The following is a 22,708-nucleotide window of genomic DNA, read 5'->3' on the forward strand; positions in this document are numbered from 1 at the left end:
GGGAGGCCGGCGCCGTGGCCACCGATGCGATGCCGGCGGCGCATGTTAGGGGGAAACCCGATTGTAGCGGCGCTCCGGCGCCGCGTGCGCGGGGCGTTGCGCGGCGGCATCGCGCAGTCCCGCCTCTGCGCCTTGGCGCGCTATGCCGTGGTGTCGGGCGGTCCCTTCAGCTCGACCACATTGCCGTCGGGGTCGCGCAGATAGATCGACGGTCCCGTGCCCTCGGCCCCGTAGCGCGATTCGACCGGTCCCGCTTCGACGCCGTGCGCGCGCAGATGGGCGGCGATGGCCTGCGCATCGAAGGGCTCGACGCGCAGGCAGAAGTGGTCCAGGTTGCGGCCCTCGGGGCCGGGTCCCGCGCCACCGGCCTTGCCGAGCGGACCGTCCAGCGTGACCAGGTCGATCAGGCTGGCGCCGGCACGCAACTGCGTCAGCCCCAGCTTCGGCTGCTCGCGCTCCAGCGTGCAGCCCAGCACGTCGATGTAGAAGCGCAGCAGCGCCGGCACGTCGGCGCTGCGCAGCACCAGATGATCGATGCCCCGGATCGTCAGCATGGCGTCATGGCGGAGGCGGTACAGGCGACACTACAGGCGTCGCCCATCGAACGGGATGACCTTCAGCTTGTCCAGGTCGATTCCCTCGAGGCAGCGCGCATTGACCGCCGCCGTCGGGTTGCCCTTCGGGTCGATGGCTTCGCCGAACGGGCCGCAGCCGCACACCGGGCAGAAATGGTGGGCGATCTTCATCGTGTGGAAGCGATAGGTCGAGTAGTCCGACTCGGGCGTCTTCAGGTGCAGGCGCTCGCGCGGCACGAACCACAGCAGATGGCCGCGACGCTGGCAGATCGAACAATTGCACGACAGCACGGCGTCAATCTCGCCTTCGACCTCGAATGCGATGCGGCCGCAATGGCAGCTGCCCTGGTATGGCATGGTGTTCTCCTCGATTCTGTGGAAGGTGCCGCGGGTCGCTTCAGCGGGTGGGCTCCAGCCGGTGGGTTCGGGCTGGTGGCGGCGATTGTCGGTATCCCGACAGTGTAGCGGCATCAAGCGGTGTCACAATGCCGGAATCCCCAAGAGCGCATCAGCGCCGACCCCACCAGGAGACCACGATGAGCGAATCCCACCAGGCGCCGCGCGCGCAATTCAGCCATATGGAGCAGGGCACCCGCGAAGACTGGGCCGCGATCTCGGCCGAGTTCATGCCCTATGCCGCCGCGCTGCCCGACCGCGTGCTGGCCCATCTGCGGCTGCTGGAAGGCGACTGCGGCGGCTTCCCGATCGACCGGCTGACCCACTGCCTGCAGACCGCCACGCTGGCCCATCGCGACGGCCGCGACGAGGAATACGTGGTCTGCGCGCTGCTGCACGACATCGGCGACACGCTGGGCAGCTACAACCATCCGGACATCGCCGCGGCGATCCTCAAGCCCTTCGTCAGCGCCGAGAACCTGTGGATGGTGGAAAAGCACGGCGTGTTCCAGGGCTACTACTTCTTCCACCACCTCGGCCTGGACCGCAACCTGCGCGAGCAATTCCGCGGCCAGCCCGAGCTGTTCGAGCGCACCGCGGAGTTCTGCGCGAAGTACGATGCGGCGGCCTTCATGACCGACTACGACACGCTGCCGCTGTCGTTCTTCGAGCCGATGGTGCGGCGCGTGTTCGCGCAGCCGAAGAACTCGATGTATGTGAAGAAGGGCGAGGACAAGCTGGCGCAGGTGGAGTAGGGCGGCGACTGCCATCTCCCGTCGGTTTTCTCCCCTCTCCCGCACGGCGGGAGAGGGGCGGGGGAGAGGGCAAGGGCGGTCGGGCATGGCAGGCAGCATCGTCAAGCTGCCGCCCGGCCCTCTCCCCCGACCCCTCTCCCACAAGTGGGAGAGGGGAGCCGGCCCGCGGGGGCGAAGGCGCACTCAAGCCGCCTGCTGCCCCTGCGCCGGATTCCTGAACTGCGCCAGCAGCGTCTGCCAGCGCGAGCGCGCTGCCTTCAGGTTGTTGGCCTTGACGTGGCCGAAGCCGCGGATGTCGTCGGGCAGGCTGGCCAGTGCGACCGCGGTGCCATGGTTGGCGGCGTTCAGCCCCGCCACCAGCTCGTCGAGCAGCGCCCGGTATTCGCCGATCAGCGCGCGCTCGGTGCGGCGTTCCTCGGTCTTGCCGAACACGTCCAGCGGACCGCCGCGCAGGCCCTTGAGCCTGGCCAGCAGCTTGAAGATCGTCATCGTCGACGGGCCGAAGCGGCGCTTGATCAGCCGCCCCTGGTCGTCATGCCTGGCGATCATCGGCGGCGCCAGCCAGAAGTTCAGCTGGTAGTCGCGGCCCGGCTCGCCCTCGAACTGGTTGCGCAGCTTCTCGAGGAAGACCGGATCGGTATAGAGCCGCGCGACCTCGTACTCGTCCTTGTACGCCATCAGCTTGGCCAGGTTGCGCGCGACCGCCTCGGTCAGCGGCAGCGGCTTGCCTGCACCCACCAGCGCGCTCTCGGCCGCGCGCACGCGATTGACCGCGTCGCGATAGGTCTGCGCATAGGCGGCGTCCTGGTAGGCGGTCAGGTGCTCGGCACGATGGGCGATCAGCTTCTCCAGCAGCGCGCCCGACGACGTCGGCAGCTTGACCACGTCGGCGCCCTCGGCGGTGCGCTTCAGTTCGCCGGTCAGCGACAGCACATGTTCCGGGTCATGCGCCATGTGGCGGCCCCATTCGAACGCGGCCTTGTTCTTGTCGACCGACACGCCGTTCAGTTCGATCGCGCGCACCATCGCGTCCAGCGACAGCGGCACCCAGCCCTTCTGCCAGGCATAGCCGAGCACCAGCGGATTGGTGTAGATCGCGTCGCCGAGCAGCGCCACCGCCAGCGCGCTGGCATTGACGAAGTCGCATTGCTCGCCGACCGCGTTGCGCACGTCCTGCTCGGCAGACAGACCGGGGAACTGCCACTTCGGATTGCGGATGAACTCGGCGGTCGGGGTTTGCGCGGTATTGACGATCGCGCGCGTGCGTCCGGCCTGCGCCTTGGACAGGACCTCGTCGGTGGCCGACACGATCGCATCGCAGCCGATCACCAGGTCCGCCTCGCCCATCGCGATGCGGGTGGCATGGATGTCCTCGGGCCGCGCGGCGATCTGCACGTGCGACAGCACCGCGCCGCCCTTCTGCGCGAGGCCCGCCATGTCGAGCACCGTGACGCCCTTCTGTTCCAGGTGCGCGGCCATGCCGAGCAGGCCGCCGATCGTCACGACACCGGTGCCGCCGACGCCGGTCACCAGCACGCCGTACGGCTTCTCCAGCGCGGGCAGCGCCGGCTGGGGCAGCGGCGGCAGGCTTGCCATCGATACGCCGTGCGCCTCGGGCTTGCGCAGTTGCGCGCCTTCGGCGGTCACGAAGCTGGGGCAGAAGCCGTTCAGGCACGAGAAGTCCTTGTTGCAGGACGACTGGTTGATCTTGCGCTTGGTGCCGAGCTCCGTTTCCAGCGGCTCGACCGACAGGCAGTTCGACTTGACCGAGCAGTCGCCGCAGCCCTCGCAGACGGTGTCGTTGATGAACACGCGGCGGGCCGGGTCGGGGAAGCTGCCGCGCTTGCGGCGGCGGCGCTTCTCGGTCGCGCAGGTCTGGTCGTAGATCAGAATGGTGCAGCCCGGCACCTCGCGCAGCTCGCGCTGGACGCGGTCCAGATCGTTGCGATGGTGGATCGTCACGCCCGGCGGCAGCTTGATCGCGGCGCTGTACTTCTCCGGCTCGTCGGTGACGATGTCGATCCGCTTCGCCCCCTCGGCCGCGACCTGGAAGGCGATGTCCTGCACCGACAGCTGGCCGTCGACCGGCTGGCCGCCGGTCATCGCGACCGCGTCGTTGTACAGGATCTTGTAGGTGATATTGACGCCGGCCGCGATCGACGCGCGGATCGCCAGCAGGCCGGAATGGAAGTAGGTGCCGTCGCCGAGGTTGGCGAACACGTGCTTGTCGCCGGCGAACGGCGCCTGGCCGATCCAGGCCACGCCCTCGCCGCCCATCTGGCTGAAGGTGCTGGTGCTGCGGTCCATCCAGACCGTCATGTAGTGGCAGCCGATGCCGGCCAGCGCCCGAGAGCCCTCGGGCACGTTGGTCGAGGTGTTGTGCGGGCAGCCCGAGCAGAACCACGGCTTGCGCTCGGCCGCGACGCGCGGCGTGGCCAGCGCGCGCTCCTTGGCCTCGATCACCGCGATGCGGGCGGCGATGCGCGCGCGCACGTCGCTGGGCAGATCGAACTTGTCCAGGCGCGTGGCGATCGCCTTGGCGATGATCGCCGGCGACAGCTCGTAATGCGCCGGCAGCAGCCAGTTGCTCTGCGGGATCGACCACTCGCCGCCGGCATTGTCCTTCTCGTCGAACTTGCCGTAGACCTTGGGCCGCACGTCGTCGCGCCAGTTGTACAGCTCTTCCTTCAGCGCGTACTCCATGATCTGGCGCTTTTCCTCGACCACCAGGATTTCCTGCAGCCCTTGCGCGAACGCGCGCGCGCCCTGCGCTTCCAGCGGCCAGACGCAGCCGACCTTGTACAGCCGGATGCCGATGCGCTCGCAGGTCTCCTTGTCCAGGCCCAGGTCGGTCAGCGCCTGGCGCGTGTCGAGGTAGGCCTTGCCGCCGGTCATGATGCCGAAGCGCGCATGCGGCGAATCGATTTCGATGCGGTCGATGCGGTTGGCCCGCACATAGGCCAGCGCCGCGTACCACTTGTAGTCGAGCAGCCGCGCTTCCTGTTCGAGGGGGGGATCGGGCCAGCGGATGTTGAGGCCGCCCGGCGGCATCGCGAAGTCCTGCGGCAGCGCGATCTGCACGCGATGCGGGTCGAGCTCGACCGAGGCCGACGATTCGACCACGTCGGTGACGCACTTCATCGCGACCCACAGCCCCGAATAGCGGCTCATGGCCCAGCCATGCAGCCCGTAGTCGAGGTATTCCTGCACGTTGGCCGGGAACAGCACCGGCAGCCCGCAGGCCTTGAAGATGTGTTCGGACTGGTGCGCCAGCGTCGAGGACTTGGCCGAGTGGTCGTCGCCGGCCAGTACCAGCACGCCGCCGTGCTTCGACGAGCCGGCCGAGTTCGCGTGCTTGAAGACGTCGCCGGTGCGGTCCACGCCCGGCCCCTTGCCGTACCACATGCCGAACACGCCGTCGTACTGCGCGCCCGGGTACATGTTGACCTGCTGCGAGCCCCACACCGCGGTCGCGGCCAGGTCCTCGTTCAGGCCCGGCTGGAACACGATGTTGTGGCCGGCCAGGTGCGACTTGGCCTTCCACAGCGCCTGGTCCAGCGCACCGAGCGGCGAGCCGCGATAGCCCGAGATGAAGCCGGCGGTATTGAGGCCGGCGGCGCGATCGCGTTCCTGCTGCAGCATCGGCAGACGGACCAGCGCCTGCGTGCCGCTGATGTAGATGCGGCCGCGTTCGAGCGTGTATTTGTCGTCGAGGGTAACGTTGGCGAGCGCGCGACGGATGGCGTCGCTGACCGGGGCGGTCAGGGGGGCATTCATGGGTGCTCCTCTTCGGGCATGTTGTCGGGATCGCCGACACACTTCAGTGGTGGGCAGCCGCGGCAGGCCTCTTGTGAAGGCGTTGGCGACCGTGTCTCTGCCCGGCATGGTAGCACCGGCGACGTTGACACGGCACCCTGCGGCGCAGCATCCCAAGCCCCTTCCGGCTCGGCGATTTCCCGAATGGACAAGCCCCGGCGTGTACACTGCACTGCATCCAAGCCCGGCAGCGGGCGGCGTCCGCCGGATGCCCCCCGCCGCGGTGGTGCAACCTCCCACTGCTGGAGCGACCGCTCCCCCAGGACAAACCGATGAATCCAAATCCTCGCCAGGGCACCGCGACCCTGGCCGTTCTGATCGACGCCGACAATGCCGGACCGGGCATCGTCGAAGGCCTGCTGGCCGAAGTGGCCAAGTACGGCGTGGCCGCCGTCAAGCGCATCTACGGCGACTGGACCAAGCCCAATCTGTCGGGCTGGAAGGAATGCCTGCTGTCGCATTCGATCCAGCCGATCCAGCAGTTCCGCTACACGGTCGGCAAGAACGCCACCGACAGCGCGATGATCATCGACGCGATGGACCTGCTGTACACCGGCCGATTCGACGGCTTCTGCATCGTCTCCAGCGACAGCGATTTCACGCGGCTGGCCTCGCGCATCCGCGAGCAGGGCCTGACGGTCTACGGCTTCGGCGAGCGCAAGACGCCCAAGCCCTTCGTCACCGCCTGCGACAAGTTCATCTACTCGGACCTGCTGCGCGGCGACGTCGGTGCCGACGAAGCGGACGAGGCCGCTGCGCCGGCGCGCCGCCGCAGCGGCGGCGAGCTACGGCAGGACACGCGCCTCGTACGGCTGCTGCAATCGGCCGCGCAGGCGGTCTCGGACGAGGAAGGCTGGACCACGCTGGGCAGCATGGGCACCCACATCGCCAAGCAGGCGCCCGAATTCGATTCGCGCAACTACGGCTACGGCAAGCTGTCGGAGCTGGTTGCCGCGACCGGCCTGTTCGAGGTCGAGACCCGCAACGGCGGCAACAACAAGACCATCTGGGTCCGGCTCAAGCGCCGCGGCGAGCAGCGCCCTGCGGAACAACGCGGTGGCGAGCGGCAGGGGCATGCGGGTGATCAGCGCGGCCAGGGTGGGCACGGCGAGCAGCGCAGCCAGGGCGAGCAACGAGGTCAAGGTGGCCAGGGCGGCCAGGGCGGCCAGGGTGGCCAAGGCGGCCAGGGGCAGGGCAGCCACGACACGCAAGGCGGACGCGGCCGTGGCCACGCCGCCCCGGCACAGGCAGCGGTATCCACCACGTCCGCCGTAGCGGCCGAACAGACGCAGCTCGAGATCGGCGAACCGGTGCCTGCGCCGGAGCCGTTGCAGGCGGACGAGCCCGTTGCGGCCGATGTCATCGAGACCGCCGGCCATGCCGCCACGCCGGAACCCGCCGCGCCGCCGCGCTCGTCGCGCGGCCGCCGCGGCTCGCGTCGCCCCGACGTGAAGCTCAGCGACACGCCCTGGCCGATCGACAGCACGGTGTTTGCCGCGCCGGCGGCGGCCAGCGAAGCGCTGGAGGTACCGGGTGCGGAAGCGCCAGCAATCGCGGAGCCTGAGCAGCCCGTCGAGACCGCCGAATCGGCGCAGGCCGCCGAGCCCGCGCCGCCGGCCCGCAAGCGCCGCAGCACGGCTCCGCGCAAGCGCGCGGCGAAGAAGACGGCGGCAGCGGAATAAGCCTGCCCGCAACAGCGAACGCCGCTTGCCCTCCCACCCGTCTCCCGCAAGCGGGAGAGGGGAGAAGACCAGCGGTGTGCCACTTCGGGTCAGCCGGTCTGGCATCAGGGAGCGATCGGGGGGCAGAGAGAGAGGCAAATCTCCGCCGTGTACCGACGGTGTTCTGCCTCTCCCCCTCAGGGGGAGAGGGTTGGGGAGAGGGAGGCGGTTTAATCTCCGCGGAGCCCGTGTCAGGCCCGCTACCTCACCAGCTGATTGATCTCGATGATCGGCATCAGCACCGCCAGCACGATCAGCAGCACCACCACGCCCATCGTCAGGATCAGCAGCGGTTCGAGCAGGCTGGTCAGGAACAGCGTGCGCCGTTCCAGTTCCTGCGCCTCGCCCTGCGCGGCGCGCTCCAGCATCGTCGGCAGATTGCCGGTGGCCTCGCCCGAGCGGATCAGGTGCACCAGCACCGGCGGAAACTGGTTCTGCGCGGCCAGCGCGCGGGCCAGCGACGAACCCTCGCGCACGCGCGTGGTGGCGTCGTCGACGTTGGCGCGCAGTGCCTCGTTGCCCAGCGTCTCGCCCGCGGCCTGCAGGCTGCGCAGGATCGGCACGCCGGCCGACACCAGGATCGCCAGCGTGCTGGCAAAGCGCGCGGTGTTGTAGCCGCGGATCAGCTTGCCGGCCAGCGGCGCGGTCAGCAGCCAGCGATGCCATTCGAGCCGCACGCCCGGCTGGCGCAGCAGGGCGCGGACCGCCATCACCGCCAGCACCAGCACGATCAGCGCGGCCCACCACCATTGCCGCACGAAATCCGACAGCGCCAGCATGATCACCGTCAGCAACGGCAGCTTCTGCTTGGTGTTGGCGAACACGCTGACCACCTGCGGCACCACGTACGACAGCAGGAAGATCACGATCGCGAACGCCACCACGGTGACGATGGCCGGATAGGTGAAGGCCAGCCGGATCTTCGCGGTCAGCGCGTTGCGGGTCTCGATATAGCCGGCCAGCTTCTCCAGCACCAGGCCCAGGTGGCCCGAATGCTCGCCGGCCGAGACCAGCGCGCGATAGATATCGGGAAAGTCGCGCGGATGCTGCATCAGCGCGACCGACAGCGAACTGCCGCCCATCACCTCGGCGCGCACCCCGGCCAGCAACTCGTGCACGTAGGCGCGCTCGGCCTGGTCGGCCAGCGCGCCCAGCGCTTCGTCGAGCGGCAGGCCGGCGACGATCAGGCTGGCCAGCTGGCGCGTGAACAGCGCCAGTTCCTGGGTCGAGAGCTTGCGGCCGAAGCCGCCGGCGGTGCCGCGCGCGGCCTGCGCCGCGCTGCCCAGCGCATCGACGGTCAATGGAGTCAGCCCGCGCGTGCGCAGATGCGTCCGGGCCTGCTTGGGGCTGTCGGCCTCGATCACGCCGCGGTCGGTCTTGCCGGCGGCGTCGACGGCTTCGTAGCGATAGGCTGGCATGGCTCAGGTCAACGGGATCAATCGCGTGTCACGCGCAGCACCTCTTCCAGCGAGGTCGCGCCGCTGTCGATCCAGCGCTGCGCGTCGCCGCGCATCGTGTGCATGCCGTTGGCGAGCGCGGTCTGCTTGATTTCCGATTCGGGCGTCTGGCGATGGATCATCGTGCGGATGCGGTCGTCGACCACCAGCAGCTCGTAGACGCCCATCCGTCCCTGGTAGCCCGACTGCCCGCACTTGTCGCAGCCGACCGGGTGCCACAGCTTCTGCAACGGCTTGCCCTCGGCCAGCAGCGTCTGCGCTTGCGCCGGCGTTACCGTGATGGTCTCCTCGCGCTTGCACTGCGGGCACAGCCGGCGTACCAGCCGCTGCGCCAGCACGCCGAGCAGCGACGACGACAGCAGGAAGGGCTCGATCCCCATGTCGACCAGGCGCGTCACCGCCGACGCCGAGTCGTTGGTGTGCAGCGTCGCCAGTACCAGGTGGCCGGTCAGCGAGGCCTGCACCGCGATCTGCGCGGTTTCGAGGTCGCGGATCTCGCCGATCATCACCACGTCCGGGTCCTGGCGCAGGATCGCGCGCAGCGCCTTGGCAAAGGTCATGTCGATGCGCGCGTTGACCTGGGTCTGGCCGATGCCGTCCAGGTCGTACTCGATCGGATCCTCGACCGTCATGATGTTGGTGGTGCGCGCATCGAGCCGCGACAGCGCCGCGTACAGCGTGGTGGTCTTGCCCGAGCCCGTCGGGCCGGTCACCAGCACGATGCCGTGCGGCTGGCGGATCAGCTCGTCGAACGCGTGCAGCGTCGCGGGCGCCATGCCGAGCTTGGCCAGGTCGAGCCGGCCAGCCTCCTTGTCGAGCAGACGCAGCACCGCGCGCTCGCCGTGGCCGGTCGGCAGCGTCGACACCCGCACGTCGACCGGCCGCCCGCCGACCCGCAGCGTGATGCGGCCATCCTGCGGCAGCCGCTTCTCGGCGATGTCGAGCTGGGCCATGATCTTGATCCGCGAGATCAGCGCGCCGTGCAGCGCCTTCTTCGGCCGCACCACGTCGCGCAGCGTACCGTCGACGCGAAAGCGCACCACCGAGGCCGATTCGAACGGCTCGATATGGATGTCCGAGGCGCCTTCGCGCGCGGCCTGCGTTAGCAGCGCGTTGATCATGCGGATGATCGGTGCGTCGTCCTCCGATTCGAGCAGGTCCTCGACCGCGGGAATGTCCTGCATCAGCCGCGACAGGTCGACCTCGCCCTCGACTTCGCCGACCACTTGCGCGGCGGTGCCGTCCTGGCGGTTGTAGGCGTCGGACATCGCCCGTTCGAGCGCTTCCGGCTCGAGTACGCGCAGATGCAGCGGGCCGTGCACGCGCGCCAGCTCGGCCAGCGCCGCCGGCGAGGTCGCGCGGCTGACCCAGACCTCGAGCCCGTCGGCGCGCTGGTGCGCGACCAGCAGCCTCGCCTCGCGCGCGAAGCCGTAGGGCACCAGGCGCGCCGCGATCGGCGAGGACAGCGGCGTGTCTATGGCGCCCACTGCGCCCGCGGCGGCGTTGGCGTTGGCCGCGCCAAGCGCAGGATCGGCTGCCGGGCCGGGAAGGGAAGAGGGGACTGTCGCCATGGTGATCGCCTGTCTCTGGTCGGCCCGCGTTCAGGCGCCTTCGCCCTGGTTCGGCGCGCGCGAGGTCGGGCCCGGCGGCGGCAGCGTCTGCTCGAGCGGCAGCGGACCCGGCACCGGCCCATTGTTGCGCGGATCGACGAACGGCGCGGCCGGCGCGTCTGCGGGCGGCAGCACCGGTGTCTGCGTGTCGCGCATCATCATGTTCGGCGAAACGAAGCCCTGCTGCTCGCCGCGGATATAGCCGTAACGGTCCTGCGTGATGCGGTCGGTCGCGCCGGAGGTGCGCATCACGTAGGGGCGCAGGAACACCAGCAGATTGGTCTTCGCGCGCGACTTGTTCTCGTAGCGGAACAGCCCGCCGATCCACGGCAGGTCGCCCAGCCCCGGCACCTTCTGCACGCCGTCGCCGTAGTTGTCCTCGATCAGGCCGCCCAGCACGATGATCTGGCCGTCGTTGACCAGCACATTGGTCTCGATCGAGCGGACATTGGTGGTCGGGCCCTGGATCAGGTTGGTGGTGCCCGGCACCACCGACGACGACTCCTGGTAGATCTGCAGCTTGACCAGGCCGCCATCGGTGATCTGCGGCTTGACCCGCAGCGTGATGCCGACATCCTTGCGGTCGAACGTATTGAACGGCGTGCCGCCGCCGACCGCGTTGTTCTGCGCGTAAGAGCCGGTGGTGATCGGAATGTTCTGGCCGATCAGGATCTTGGCTTCCTCGTTCTCCAGCGTGATCAGGTTCGGCGTCGACAGCAGGTTGACGCTGCCCTGGCTGCCCAGCGCGCGCAGCAGCGCACCGAGGCCCAGCGCGCGGTTGACCACGCCCAGGTTCAGGCCGCCGATGTCGGGCACCAGCCCGGCCGCCCGCTCGATCCCCGCGGCGCCGTTCTGCGAGATGTCGTAGACCGCGCCGCTCAGGTTGATGATGTTGCTGCCGCCGGTGCCGAAGTTGGTGCCGGCGAAGAAGTTGTTGTTGCCGCCCGCCGAACTGAGGATGCCTTGCCACTGGATGCCGAGCTCGGCCGCCTGCGTCGAGGTCACCTCGACGATCATCGACTCGATGTAGACCTGCGCGCGGCGCGCGTCGAGGTCGTCGATCACCGCGCGCAGGCTGCGGTAGACCGCTTCGCTGGCGGTGATGATCAGCGAGTTGGTCGACGGATCGGCCTGGATGATGCCGCCGGTGGTCGGAATCTGGTTCGGCGCGAACGAGGCGGAGAAGGCCGAGCCGGTTCCGCCCGTGCCGCCGCCGAAGCCGCCGCCGGTGCTGCCGGTGCGGCCGTAGCCGCCCATGCCGGTCGTGCCGCCGGTGAACTGGCCGGTCGGCGCGGCGATGTTCTGCGCGCCGGCCATGCCCGCCGCGCCACCGGCGGCGCCGGCGATCCCGCCAATGCCGCCTTGGCCCTGCTGGGCGACGTTGAAGCTGGCATCGGCGGCGACGATCGCGCGCAGCGTCGGCGCCAGCTTGACCGCGTCGGCGTTCTTCAGCGGCACCACCCAGATGTTGCCCGGGCGCGCGTGCGGCTGGTCCAGCTTCTCAATCAGCTGGCGCGCCTGCTGCAGGCGCGCGCGGCTGGTCGCGCGCACCAGCAGCGCGTTGCTGCGCGGCTCGGCGACGACCGAGGTGCGCAGGCTGGCATCGACCGCAGGACCCGCGGCGCCGCCCGGCGCGCCGCCGGCCGCGCCCGGATCGAGCAGGCGCTGCAGCACCACGGCGGCGTCGCTGGCGATCGCGTATTTCAGCGGGATCAGCTCGACTTCGCCCGACGCGGGCGCGTCGATTGCCGCGATGATCCGGCCGATGCGCCGCAGATTGTCCGCGTAGTCGGTGATCACCAGCGTGTTGTTGGCCGGATAGGCCGTGATCGTGTTGTTCGGCGCGATCATCGGGCGCAGCACCGGCACCAGCGCGTTGGCCGACTCGTAGTTCAGCCGGAACACCTGCGTCACGACCTGGCCGCCGCGGCTGGCGCCGGCGCCGACCACGGTCGGCGAGCCCTGCAGCTTGGCGTCGGCCTCGGGCACGACCTTGGTGAAGCCGTTGGCCTCGACCATCGCATAGCCCTGCATCCGCAGCACCGAGCCCAGCGTTTCCAGCGCCTGCGCCCGCGACACCGGCGCCTCGGTGACCAGATTGACGGTGCCCTTGACGCGCGGGTCGATCACGAAGTTCTTGCCGGTGGCCTGGCCCACCGCGCGCACGACCGCTTCCAGGTCGGCGTTGACGAAATTGAGCACGACCTCGTCGCGGTTGCGCGGCGTGACGTCGGGCGGGGCCGGCACGGCGGGGCTCGCCTGTCCGGGTGCCTGCGCCCAGAGCGGGGCCGGCGCCATCAGCGACAGGGCGCACAGCGCCGTGACGGCGCGCGCGCAGGCGGTGGGCAGGATGGGGCGTCGGTCTGTTGTCGTCATAAGCGTCGGTTGGTTGCGCGGCCCGGTGCTTGGCGTGCTGCCTTGCGCCGGATCAGAAGCGCAGCCTGGTCACATTGTTCTCACGTCTTCCCAGCAGGCTCAATAGGGAGGCCAACTGATTCGCGGCGTCGGGATCCGCGTGAGCGGTGCCCTCGAAGCGCGCCTGGCGGCCCAGCGGTCCGCTGCCCTCCAGGTGCAGCGGCCCCGCCACCGTGGAGAGCCGCAGCATGCCGGTGGGGCCGGTCCAGTCGATCTCGGCGCGGTAGCTGCCGAGCGGCCGCAGCCGGCTGACGGCCGATGATACTTGGTCGATGCGAAGCGTCAGATGGCCGTACAGTCCGGCCGGCCGGCCGCCGCTGCCCGCGTCCGCGCGAAAGCGGCCCTCCAGCGCGCTCCAGTCCAGCCGCATCGCGCCGTCCGGGCGCAGCGTGTTGAACGGCGCGCCGATGCCTTCGAGCAGCGAGGCCGGCAGCCGCAGCGAACCGGACTGGGCGCGCCAGCCGGACGGCGTCACCGTGACCGCGACCGGCGCCGGCATTGCCTCGGTGTGCTGGGCGACCAGCCGCAGCGAGCCGGTCAACAGCGGCCAGAACGCGACCTGCCACTGCAGGCGGCCGGGCAGCACCGTGGCGGTGCGGCTGCCGCTGCCGGCGGACAACGCCAGCGTGGCGCTGCCGCGCCACAGCGAGCCGGCGGCATCGGCCAGCAGCACGCGGCCCTCCGTGCGGCTGGCGACCGCGTCGGCGATCCAGGCGGCCGGCAGCGCGGCGATCACCGTGACCACGACCGTGGCCAGGCCCAGCAGCGTCCAGCGCAGCAGGCCGCGGCGGCGGGCCGGCCGCGGCTCGCGTCGCCGCAGGCGCAGCGCTTCCAGCCGCGCCATCAACTGCGTCCGCCCGGACGCTCGGGGCCGGCCCCGGGTCCCTGCAAGGTCGCGGTGACGTTGACGATGGCGGTGGCGCCGACGTAGACGATGCGGGCGTCGGTCACCTTCAGGCGCTGCTGCTGCCGCACGTCCGACAGCCAGGCCGCCACCGCGCCAAACGGCACCTTGTCGAGCTGCACCTGGATCGTGTTGTCGCCGGTCGGCGCGACGCGGCTGGCGCTCAGGCCGTGCTGGGCGAGGCCGTCGCGCAGCGCCTGCACCAGCGCCTCGCCACGCAGCGCCGGCGCAGGGCTGGCCGACAGCCCGCGCGCCTCCTGCGCCAGCGTTTCCATCTCGGCCAGCTGGGCGCGCAGCTGCGGCAGGCTTTTCTGCAGCCGCTCGCGGCCTTCGGCGGCGGGCTCCCACAGCACGCTGTAGCCGATCGTCAGCGCCAGCAGCGCGCCGCCGATCCCCAGCAGCGCCTGTTCGCGCGGATTGCGCGCGGTCCAGAAGGCCTCGGCCTGTTCGCGCCAGCGCGCCGGCACGCGGGGGCGCAGCTTGCCGAGCTTCGCGGCCAGGCCGGCGGAAGAGGTGGTGCGCATCATGACAGCGCTCCCGGCTTGATGATCCAGCGCGAGCCGGCGGGCGCGGGACCGCCGCCCGAGCGGGCGGGCTCGGCGGGCGCGCGGTCCTCTTCCATCGACAGGCCGGCCTGGCGCGCGGCCTGGCGCAGCGCATTGGTGTCGGTGCCGGGCTTGAGCGTCGCGTGCAGGGTCTTGCCGCGGTATTCGAGCGCCAGCAGCGCGTCTGGGGCCAGCTGCCGGCCGGCCTGGGCGAAGCGGTCGGCCAGCGGCAGGAAATCGTCGGGCGTGCTGCGGCCGCTGGCCAGGCGCAGTTGCTCGACCTGGCGGCGCATCTGCAGCGGCGGGTCGACCACCACCGGCATGCGCGGGAAGGCGCTGCGCAGCAGCTGGGTCTGGGCCTGCTGCAGCCGCGCCTGTTCGCCGCGCAGCATCAGCCAGTGGATGTTCAGCGCGGCCAGATGGACCAGCAGCAGCGCGGCGGCCAGCGCCAGCGGCGCGCGCCAGGCGCGCAGATTCCAGCGGTCGGCGCGGCCCTGCGCGAAGTCGAACTGCGCCAGATCGAGCGCGCTCTCGCGCAGGCTGGCCTGCGCCCCTTCGATCCAGACCGGCCAGCCGAGCGGGCGTACCGAGTTCAGCGTCGGCAGCGCGGCCGCCTTGCGGTCCCCGTACCAGACGCCGGCCGGCGCCAGCGCCTGCCAGGCGGCCAGCGCGTCGTCGCCGAGCAGCAGGCCGTAGCCCTGATAGCGGTCGGTGCGCACGGTCAGCTGCCAGACCGGCGCGGCGTGGCCGGTGTCCGTCTCGCCTTCGAGCAGCGGCGCCGCGGCGGCCAGCGCGCTGGAGGCGGCCTCGAGCGCCAGCGTGGCGGGCGGCTCGGACGGGGCGGCGGGTTCGGACGTGGCAGAGGGACCGGCTGGGGCGGATGCATTGGGCGCGGCCGCGTCTTCATCCTCGGCCGCCGCCAGCGGCAGGCAGAACTGTGCGGCCAGCAGATGGCGGCGGCGATGGCGATGTTCGGCGAAGGCGTCGAGCACCGCGCGCAGCCAGGCGCGCTCGGTCACCATCAGCAGGCGGCGGCGCGGGCCGCGCGCGGCGGCGGCCGCACTGCTGGCATCGGCAGCGGCTTGCGGTGCCTCCGGCCCGACCGCGATATGGCACGCCTGGGCATCGGCTGCCAGCGAATCCTCGACCAGGTTCGGCAGCGCCAGCTTGAGCCGGTTCGGCGCCAGCGGCGGTACCGCGGCGGTGGTCACCAGCACGTCGGCGGCGGCGACGATCAGCACCAGCCGGTCGGCCGGCGGCAGCTCGGCGATCGGCGCGTGGCCCTCGCGCAGCAGATGGCCCGTGGCGGGAGCGCGCTCGCGCCGGCCCTGGGCGGCCACGGCATCGCGCACCAGCGCGAACGGCATCGCCCCGAAGCGCCAGGGCTGCGGTTGATCGTGGGGGCGATGCGGCAGGCGGACGAACAGGGTGGTGCTCAAGGTTTCCTTGGAACTGCGCGGCAGCGAAGATGGATGGCGGAATCGTCGACGGCGTGGCGGCGCGTCTGCAATCTGGCCCGGTTCCGTGCCGGGGCACGGTCCGGCCCGGTGTCGGCTGTGCCGGCGGCGATCGCCGCTTGCCTAGCCGGGTGCCGGTAAATGCCTTTCCGCCAAGGCATCAGCATACCTTGCCTTTGTGGCGGATTCGCGTCAACCGTTTCGGGAGCGTGCGGCAGGCCGCCGTGCCGGCGGTTCGCGCGTTCGCGGCAAAGGGCGGCGGCGATCGGCATCCTGCCCATCAGCGCAGCTCCGGCATCCGCTCGAGGTCGCGGGTCCAGACCACCTGCGTCGCCTGGGCACTGCCCAGGATCGCGGCGCGCCGGACCAGCGAGACCTGCATCCGGACCGCCCGCTCGTGGCGGATCAGCCCGTAGATCAGGAAGTAGTGCGAACGCGTCTCCAGCGCGGTGCCGACGCCGGCATCGGCCTGCGGCGCGATCGCGCGCAGCTGGGTCTGCAGGTCGCCGACGTTGTTGAAATAGGCGCGATCGCGCTGGCGCACCAGTTCGCGGGCGCGATCGAGCGGCAGCTTGTCGATGACCGCGGCCAGCACCTCTGGGTCGGCGGTGTTGGCGTTGACCGGCGTGCGATCCGGCAGCAGGTCGACGAAGGGCTCGAGCACCGGCAGCATGTCCGGCTCATAGCCGGAGATGGCCATCAGGTCCGCCAGGCTGTCGGGCGGCCGCGGCGCGGCGCGACCGGCGCCGGCCCGCTCCGCCTCGAGCAGATAGCGCGCGGTCGCCTCGGCCAGCCCCTGGTTCAGCCCCAGCACGCGCAGCAGGCGCCGATAGGCCGCGAGCCCGGCCGGGTCGATGGTGACCGAGATGCCGCCGTTGGCGCCCGCGCTGGTGGTGATCAGGTTGCGCAGATTGAAGCGGGCCTGCGCGTCCAGGATGCGGCCGGACAGGAACGAGGTCTCGCCGGCGCGGTCGGTGCGCAGCGTGGCGCCGAGGAAGTCCGACAGCCGCGTCTCGGCGATCGGCACCGCCCACGGCTCGCCGAGATGGTCGACGTTGGAGCGGCGCAGGTCGTCGCGCAGGATCAGCCGCGCCCAGTCGACCGCGGCGCGTTCGATCCAGGCGGCCTGGGCCACCAGCCGCTGGTTCTCGACCGAGCGGATCTGTACCTGCTGGCGCCACAGCAGGCCGGACACGACGACGACCGCCAGCGTGACGATCAGCAGCGCGGTGACCACGGCCGCGCCGCGGTGGCGGCCGGCTTGCCGTCGGAGGGCAGGGAAGCGAGCAGTCCCGTTCATCGCGCGCTCATTGGCCGGTCATGCACAGCTTGTCGAAGCGGCGTGGCGTGTCGCCGTCGCCCATCCGCGCCAGCACCACCAGTTCCAGCCCGCGCAGCGCGCCCGCCGGCACGCCGATCTGCGCATTGCTGGCCGGCACCGCGCTGGCCGCGCCGATCCGCAGCGCGGCGCGCAGCTCGCCGCTGGTATCGCGCCAGCCGCCCGGCTCGACCCAGGCGCGCGCGGCCAGCCCCTCCGCGTTCGGCACCAGCGGGCGCACCAGCTCGCCGCCGCCGCCCGGCTGCCGCAGCGCGATCAGCGCCGCCTGCACCCCCTGGCGGTTGTCCAGCGGCGGCGAGGCGGCGCGCACCACGGCGCCGTTCTCGACGCGGTAGGCCACCACCTGCCACGCGCCGGGCAGTCCCGGCTCGCGGCGATCGCGCACCAGCAGCAGCCGGCCGTCCTCGAGTTCGACGGGGCTTTGCTGCAGCGCCTCGGGGCGCGCCAGGTTCTCGCAATCGGTCTGGAACTGCCCGTACAGCAGCTTCAAGGCGTCGAGCCGCTGGTCATGGTCGACCAGGCGTTCGCGGCCGCGCGTCATCGCGTCCAGGCCGCGCCAGCCCATCACCGCCATCACCGCCAGCAGCGTGATGGCGACCAGCATCTCGATCAGCGTGAAGCCACGCGCCTCAGAGCAGGTTGCGCGTTTCATTGGGAACGATGGTGACCAGCCAGGCGAGCCTGACCGAGCGGTCCTCGGCGGACGGATAGACCGCGATCTCGACGCGGCGGAAGGCGGGATTCGGGGTCGGCGCGACGGTCTGCTCGCAATAGAGCGCGATACCGCCCTGCGGGCATGGCGCCCCCCGCGTGCCGGGTTCGGGCCAGGTCTTGGTCAGGCGCAGCGCGACCAACTGGTTGTCGGCGCTCCAGCCGGCCAGCATGCGTTGCTGCAGCGAGCCGCCGGCCTCGATCATCGAGCCCATTGCCCGCATCGCGGCGGTCAGCGCGACCGCCAGGATCGTCAGCGCGACCAGTACCTCGATCAGCGTGAAGCCGCGCCGGCGGCTCGGCGTTGCTGCGCGAGCAGCGCGGGCGCGGCGGGTGGAGCGGGGCGGAGTCATTGCGCGCTGGCGAAATAGCGGCCGGTGCCGTCGCCGGTCACCTCGACGCGGATGTTGCCGCGTACCAGCACCAGCTGCCGCGGCGCATCGATCCATTCGCGGCCGAACACCAGCCGCGCGCCGGCCTGGCCGGCGGCGCCGGCGGTCACCGCGACCTGGTCCAGCGGCAGCCGCCACTGGCCCGGCGCGAACACGTCGTCGAGCAGCGGCATCCAGCCCGAAGGCGTGGCCTCCAGAAAGCGCCAGCCCTGCGGGTCGGCCTCCCAGGCCAGCGGCCGGGCGCGCAGCTGCGCCTCTTCCTGGGCGAGCTCGAACAGGCGAGCCACCTTCTGGCCGTCGTCGAGAACGCGGCCGCGCTCGTTGGGCGTGGCGTTGATCGCCACCATCGCCACCACGATGCCGGCCAGCACCATCACGACCAGCAGTTCGATCAGCGTGAAGCCGCGCGGCCGCCTGTGCGGCGGCCGCGTGCAATGGGCGCAGTGAGGGCGCCGAGGGTGTTGTGGGCGGTGCGGGCCGGTGGCCATGATGAAGACGGGCGTCGGCCTGCGGCGGGACGCTTAGTCCCAGTTGCCGATATCGGCGTCGTTGCCGTTGCCGCCGGCCTGGCCGTCGGCACCGAAGCTGAACACGTCGATCTCGCCGCGCACGCCGGGGTTCAGGTACTGGTACGGCTGGCCCCAGGGATCGCGCGGCAGCTTTTCCAGATAGCCGCCGCCCTTCCAGTTGTTGGGGATCGGCTCGGTGGTCGGTCGGGTGACCAGCGCCGCCAGTCCCTGCTCGGTGGTCGGATAGCGGCTGTTGTCCAGGCGGTACAGCTTCAGCGCCTGCATGATCGACGAGATGTCCTGGCGGGCCGCGACGATACGCGCTTCGTCCGGGCGGCTCATGATCTTGGGCACGACCAGTGCCGCCAGCACGCCAAGAATCACGATCACCACCATGATCTCGATCAGCGTGAAGCCGGCACGGCGGCGGCGCAGGCGGGCGGCGCCGGATTGGCTGGTTCGGACGAGGGCGGAGCGGGACGGAGTGTTTCTGCGCATCGGGTTTTCAGGCCTAGGTTGTCGACGGAGTCGAAGCCGGCGCCGCGACCGCGTCGCGCACCGGTGGGATGGTCGCCCAGTATACCCGCGGCTTGTGACGCCTCGGTACCGGACAGGCACCGACATCGCCGCTGTCCTGGCGAGGGGACCGCCGTCATGCCGGCCGCAAGACAATCGCCATGGCGCTCTGTTACGCTTGCCGCCATCGACAACCTGCGGCGGCCCGTGACGGACCGCCCGACGCGATCTCGTGCCACTGTCCCTGCCATCCGCTTTCCGTTTCGATGCCGGCGCCGCCTGGCTGCCCCGCGTCGCCACGCTGCTGCTGTTCGTCGCGCTGTGCGCGCTGGCGACGCGGTGGGCGCTGACGTTCAGCGCGATGGATACGATCCCCGTGCCGAAGACCGCCCGCGTCGCGCAGACCGAGGCGGTCGAGACCGGCGCCATCGCCACGCTGTTCGGCGGCAGTCCGCAGGCCGGCGTACGCGATGTGCAGCTGCTCGGCGTGATCGCGGACCCGGCCGGCGGCGGAGCGGCGGTGGTGTCGATCGACAACGGTCCGCCGAAGGCGCTGCGCGCCGGGGCCGCGCTGTCGCCGCAGATCCGGCTGGTCGAGATCCGTGACCGCGCGGTCGTGATCGAACGCAATGGCGCGCGCCAGACCATCGCGTTGCCGGCCCGGCCGCTGGCGGCGCGTGGCACGCCGCCGCGCGCCACGCCGGCGCCGTTGGCCACCCCGCCATCGGGCGCGGCGGCGCCGCTGTCGACGCCGGCCACGCAGCCCGTGCCCGCCGCACCTTCCGCCGCGGCTCCCGCGGCGAATCAGCCGCCGCCGGCGATGGCGCCGAACTCCGGCATGGCGGGGCAGGTTCCGCCGCCGCAGCTGCCCAATCCTGGCTTCAATCCCGGGGCCAGTCCGGCTGTCAATCCCGCCGTCAATCCCGGTATCAATCCGGGCATGAACCCCGCGGTGAATCCCGGTATGAATCCCGGTATGAACCAGGGCGACGACGCGGCGATGATGTCCAAGGGCTGAACGAGCGAAGAACGACGCGAAGAAGCGGTATCCCGTGCTTCCGTATCGCGTTCGTACCGCGCTGTATTGCTCCGGTATTGCGGCCGTTTACAGCCCCGGGCCGATTCTGTGAGCCGCGTAACATCCTATTAATCCGGCCAACTTCCCGCCATCGTCTGCGTTCTAATCGGTACATGGTCAATCCGACCAGTCGACCGAAACAAGGAAAACAGACATGTCACGAAACACCATCAAGCCGCGCCCTGTTCACCAGTTGCTGGCCGCTTCGGCGGTGTTCCTGGCGATCGGCGGCAGCGCGATCGCGCAGACCCAGGCGCAGGCCCCCGCCACCCAGGGCGTGCCGCAAGCCGCGGCCTCCGCGGCCGAAGCCGGGCCGGCACACAAGGGTCACCGTGCCGACGGCCATCACCACCGTCAGCATCGCCACCACGGCCACCACGGCCATCACGGCGGCATGTCGCTGCGCGCGGCCGATACCGACCGCGACGGCGCCATCTCGAAGGCCGAGGCCGACGCGATGTTCGCCCGCGTCGATGCCAACAAGGACGGCAAGATCGACAAGGATGAAATGCGCGCCTACCACAAGGCCCAGCACGCGCAGCACCGCCAGCAGATGCGCGAGCGCTTCGACGCGCGCTTCAAGGCCGCCGACAAGGACGGCGACGGCGCACTGAGCAAGCAGGAAGCCGAGGCCGGCATGCCGCGCATGGCGGGCCATTACGACCGTCTCGATGCCAACAAGGACGGCAAGCTGACGCGCGACGAAATCGGCGCCGGCATGCGCCAGGTCCATATGCAGCGGATGGAGCGGATGCAGCGCCACCACCACGGCATCAAGGGTCAGCCGGGCACCCCGGGCGCCCCGGGCAACACCGGCACGCCGCCGACGCAGCCGAACAACCCGGCGGTGCCGTCGACCGAGGGCGGTTGAGCGGTGACTGCCCGGCGTCCCGCGGCAACGCGGTGAGGCCGATACAGCGGCAATAGGCAATGGAAAAGCGCGCGGTCCGGAAGGGCCGCGCGCTTTGTCTTTGCCGTTGGCGCCGCGATACGACACGTCAACGCACAATAAATTGCAACCTTGTGCCTGTCTTGCTAAATTTGCGCAAAAAAATTGCTGACTGTCTTATTGCGGAGCAACAATATCGTGAGCAAGGTGGAGCTGGACAAGATCGACCGCAAGATACTCGAGGTGCTGCAGACCAACGGGCGGTTGACCAATCTCGAAGTCGCGGAGCGCGTCAGCCTGTCGCCGAGCCCGTGCCTGCGGCGCATCCGCCGGCTCGAGGAAATCGGCGTGATCCGGCAGTACGCGGCGCTGCTGGAGCCGGGCAAGATCGGGCTGGGCCTGCTGGCCTATATCAACGTCCGCCTGGAGAAGCACGGTGGGGCGCCCAAGGGCAAGGCCCCGCTGGACCTGTTCCGCGCCGCCATCGCGATCTGGCCGGAGGTCGCCGCTTGCCATGCGATGACCGGCGAGATGGACCTGCTGCTGAAGGTCTACGTCGAGGACATGGACCACTTTGCCCGCTTCATGAAGGACCAGCTGCTGGCCCATCCGGCGGTGATCGACGTGCGTTCGAGCTTCGCGCTCGAATCGATCAAGGACACCACGGCGCTGCCGGTGATCGGCGGCTGAGCCTTGGGCCCGGAGCAGGGGCCCAACGAAAAACGGCGCGCCAGTCGGCGCGCCGTTTTGCTGTGGACCGATGTCGATGCCAATCAGGCCGTGCTCTTCTGCGGCATGATCGAGCGCCAGAAGCGCTGGCCGAAGCGCCGTGCGTCGCGCAGATTGCGGCGCACCACATAGTCCAGGTCCGCGACCTGTTCGTCGATCGCCTCGGTCAGGCGGCTGACCGTGTCCGCCGGCGGCAGTTCCAGATAGGCATCGGCCTCGCCGTACGCGTACTGGACCTTCATGCCGGCCTTCTTGGCGATATGCATCATTGCGGCGTTGCGCGACAGGCAGTGCATGTACAGCGTGCGCACATTCGTGTTGCGGCCGTGGATCGCGGCGCGCTCGAACAGCGCGCTGCCGATGCCGCGCCCGCGCGCGCTCTGCGACACCGACACGCCGAACTCGGCTACGCGGCCCTGGGCGTTGTCGCGCAGATTGGCGAAGTGGCCGACGCCGACCAGCTCGATATGTTCGTCGTAGACGCCGAACACCGTGTCGTGGTCGAAGTCGATGCTGTCGACATAGGCCTCGATCACATGGTCGCCCACCGACTGGCCGAAGCGGAGCAGGCGATCCTCCTCGCCGAGCGCGAGAAAATGCTTCAGCAGGCGCGAGCGATGCTGGGCTGCCAGTTCGCGCACCAGAATGGTCGGACGCTGGGCGGCCTGCGAGGCAGCGGCTGCTTTGCGAAGATCTTCGTCGGTCAGGGCACCGACGGCCTTGCTCAGTTCGAGCGGATTCACTTTCTGTTCCTTGGGCGATTCAGGGTATAAACGTCACATCGCGGCAAGCAGACTTGTCAAAGTAGACCATCCGAATGCGATTTCCTAATGGATGGGGCAAATCCTATCTTGCTGCAACGCGAAAAGTATTGTAGTGCATTTGTCAGTTTGG

Annotated in this window: 20 protein-coding genes; 5 read left to right on the forward strand and 15 right to left on the reverse strand. The window is 70.3% G+C overall.

Translation table 11 applies throughout. The features are described 5' to 3' along the window. Positions 1 to 140: 140 nt before the first annotated feature. Entirely contained in the window at positions 141 to 554 is a 414-nt protein-coding gene (locus tag M1D55_RS10285; protein ID WP_456282136.1) for a VOC family protein, read from the reverse strand. Between the two features lie 30 nt (positions 555 to 584). Then, positions 585 to 932 carry a GFA family protein gene (locus M1D55_RS10290; protein ID WP_023263443.1) on the reverse strand — a complete coding sequence of 116 codons (348 nt, stop codon included), beginning with the start codon at positions 930 to 932 and terminating at the stop codon, positions 585 to 587. 179 nt (positions 933 to 1,111) lie between these two features. Here M1D55_RS10290 and M1D55_RS10295 point away from each other — a divergent pair, with 179 nt between their 5' ends. After that, positions 1,112 to 1,726: an HD domain-containing protein gene (locus M1D55_RS10295; RefSeq protein WP_023263442.1), complete on the forward strand. Its 615-nt coding sequence runs from the start codon at positions 1,112 to 1,114 to the stop codon at positions 1,724 to 1,726. 183 nt (positions 1,727 to 1,909) lie between these two features. Here the strand turns inward: M1D55_RS10295 and M1D55_RS10300 are convergent, their stop codons facing one another. Beyond that, positions 1,910 to 5,503 (reverse strand): indolepyruvate ferredoxin oxidoreductase family protein, encoded by a 3,594-nt coding sequence (locus tag M1D55_RS10300; protein ID WP_456282137.1) that lies wholly within the window; start codon positions 5,501 to 5,503, stop codon positions 1,910 to 1,912. Between the two features lie 311 nt (positions 5,504 to 5,814). Here M1D55_RS10300 and M1D55_RS10305 point away from each other — a divergent pair, with 311 nt between their 5' ends. Further along, complete coding sequence (locus M1D55_RS10305; RefSeq protein WP_456282138.1) at positions 5,815 to 7,224, forward strand: NYN domain-containing protein; 1,410 nt, start codon at positions 5,815 to 5,817, stop codon at positions 7,222 to 7,224. A gap of 239 nt (positions 7,225 to 7,463) precedes the next feature. Here M1D55_RS10305 and gspF read toward each other — a convergent pair whose 3' ends face one another. The 11 genes from gspF to gspG all read right to left on the reverse strand — a co-directional run bounded on the left by gspF (position 7,464) and on the right by gspG (position 19,100). Continuing rightward, positions 7,464 to 8,681, reverse strand: a complete 1,218-nt coding sequence (gene gspF / locus M1D55_RS10310) for a type II secretion system inner membrane protein GspF (RefSeq protein ID WP_023264354.1) — start codon at positions 8,679 to 8,681, stop codon at positions 7,464 to 7,466. A 17-nt stretch (positions 8,682 to 8,698) separates the two neighbouring features. Continuing rightward, positions 8,699 to 10,291 carry a type II secretion system ATPase GspE gene (gene gspE / locus M1D55_RS10315; RefSeq protein WP_456282139.1) on the reverse strand — a complete coding sequence of 531 codons (1,593 nt, stop codon included), beginning with the start codon at positions 10,289 to 10,291 and terminating at the stop codon, positions 8,699 to 8,701. 30 nt (positions 10,292 to 10,321) lie between these two features. Further along, entirely contained in the window at positions 10,322 to 12,706 is a 2,385-nt protein-coding gene (gene gspD, locus M1D55_RS10320; RefSeq protein WP_064574635.1) for a type II secretion system secretin GspD, read from the reverse strand. 52 nt (positions 12,707 to 12,758) lie between these two features. Beyond that, on the reverse strand, positions 12,759 to 13,589 hold the full coding sequence (gene gspN, locus M1D55_RS10325) for a type II secretion system protein N (protein WP_064574633.1): 831 nt from the start codon (positions 13,587 to 13,589) through the stop codon (positions 12,759 to 12,761). Next, on the reverse strand, positions 13,589 to 14,173 hold the full coding sequence (locus tag M1D55_RS10330; protein ID WP_064575076.1) for a type II secretion system protein M: 585 nt from the start codon (positions 14,171 to 14,173) through the stop codon (positions 13,589 to 13,591). Before M1D55_RS10330 ends, gspN begins: the two co-directional genes overlap by 1 nt. Beyond that, entirely contained in the window at positions 14,173 to 15,633 is a 1,461-nt protein-coding gene (gene gspL / locus M1D55_RS10335) for a type II secretion system protein GspL (protein ID WP_456282140.1), read from the reverse strand. The genes M1D55_RS10330 and gspL overlap by 1 nt, the downstream gene beginning before the upstream one ends. A gap of 298 nt (positions 15,634 to 15,931) precedes the next feature. Further along, positions 15,932 to 16,951 carry a type II secretion system minor pseudopilin GspK gene (gspK, locus tag M1D55_RS10340; RefSeq protein ID WP_456282141.1) on the reverse strand — a complete coding sequence of 340 codons (1,020 nt, stop codon included), beginning with the start codon at positions 16,949 to 16,951 and terminating at the stop codon, positions 15,932 to 15,934. 7 nt (positions 16,952 to 16,958) lie between these two features. Then, a complete protein-coding gene (locus M1D55_RS10345; RefSeq protein WP_064574628.1) occupies positions 16,959 to 17,642 on the reverse strand; it encodes a PulJ/GspJ family protein in 684 nt (227 codons plus the stop codon). After that, positions 17,620 to 18,054: a type II secretion system minor pseudopilin GspI gene (gspI, locus tag M1D55_RS10350; protein WP_006580259.1), complete on the reverse strand. Its 435-nt coding sequence runs from the start codon at positions 18,052 to 18,054 to the stop codon at positions 17,620 to 17,622. The genes M1D55_RS10345 and gspI overlap by 23 nt, the downstream gene beginning before the upstream one ends. After that, positions 18,051 to 18,581, reverse strand: coding sequence for a prepilin-type N-terminal cleavage/methylation domain-containing protein (locus M1D55_RS10355; RefSeq protein ID WP_456282142.1), 531 nt, complete (start codon positions 18,579 to 18,581; stop codon positions 18,051 to 18,053). The genes gspI and M1D55_RS10355 overlap by 4 nt, the downstream gene beginning before the upstream one ends. Before the next feature lie 33 nt (positions 18,582 to 18,614). Further along, positions 18,615 to 19,100, reverse strand: a complete 486-nt coding sequence (gene gspG, locus M1D55_RS10360) for a type II secretion system major pseudopilin GspG (protein ID WP_006580210.1) — start codon at positions 19,098 to 19,100, stop codon at positions 18,615 to 18,617. 250 nt (positions 19,101 to 19,350) lie between these two features. On the opposite strand from gspG, the gene M1D55_RS10365 reads away from it, so the two are divergent. The 3 genes from M1D55_RS10365 to M1D55_RS10375 all read left to right on the forward strand — a co-directional run bounded on the left by M1D55_RS10365 (position 19,351) and on the right by M1D55_RS10375 (position 21,775). After that, on the forward strand, positions 19,351 to 20,136 hold the full coding sequence (locus M1D55_RS10365; protein WP_456282143.1) for a type II secretion system protein N: 786 nt from the start codon (positions 19,351 to 19,353) through the stop codon (positions 20,134 to 20,136). A 214-nt stretch (positions 20,137 to 20,350) separates the two neighbouring features. Continuing rightward, on the forward strand, positions 20,351 to 21,067 hold the full coding sequence (locus M1D55_RS10370; protein WP_023263843.1) for an EF-hand domain-containing protein: 717 nt from the start codon (positions 20,351 to 20,353) through the stop codon (positions 21,065 to 21,067). Positions 21,068 to 21,283: 216 nt separating this feature from the next. Further along, positions 21,284 to 21,775: an Lrp/AsnC family transcriptional regulator gene (locus tag M1D55_RS10375; RefSeq protein ID WP_006578900.1), complete on the forward strand. Its 492-nt coding sequence runs from the start codon at positions 21,284 to 21,286 to the stop codon at positions 21,773 to 21,775. An 83-nt stretch (positions 21,776 to 21,858) separates the two neighbouring features. Here M1D55_RS10375 and M1D55_RS10380 read toward each other — a convergent pair whose 3' ends face one another. Then, a complete protein-coding gene (locus tag M1D55_RS10380) occupies positions 21,859 to 22,557 on the reverse strand; it encodes a GNAT family N-acetyltransferase (RefSeq protein ID WP_006578901.1) in 699 nt (232 codons plus the stop codon). Positions 22,558 to 22,708 lie beyond the last annotated feature (151 nt).

The organism is Cupriavidus sp. JZ107, from assembly GCF_053903255.1.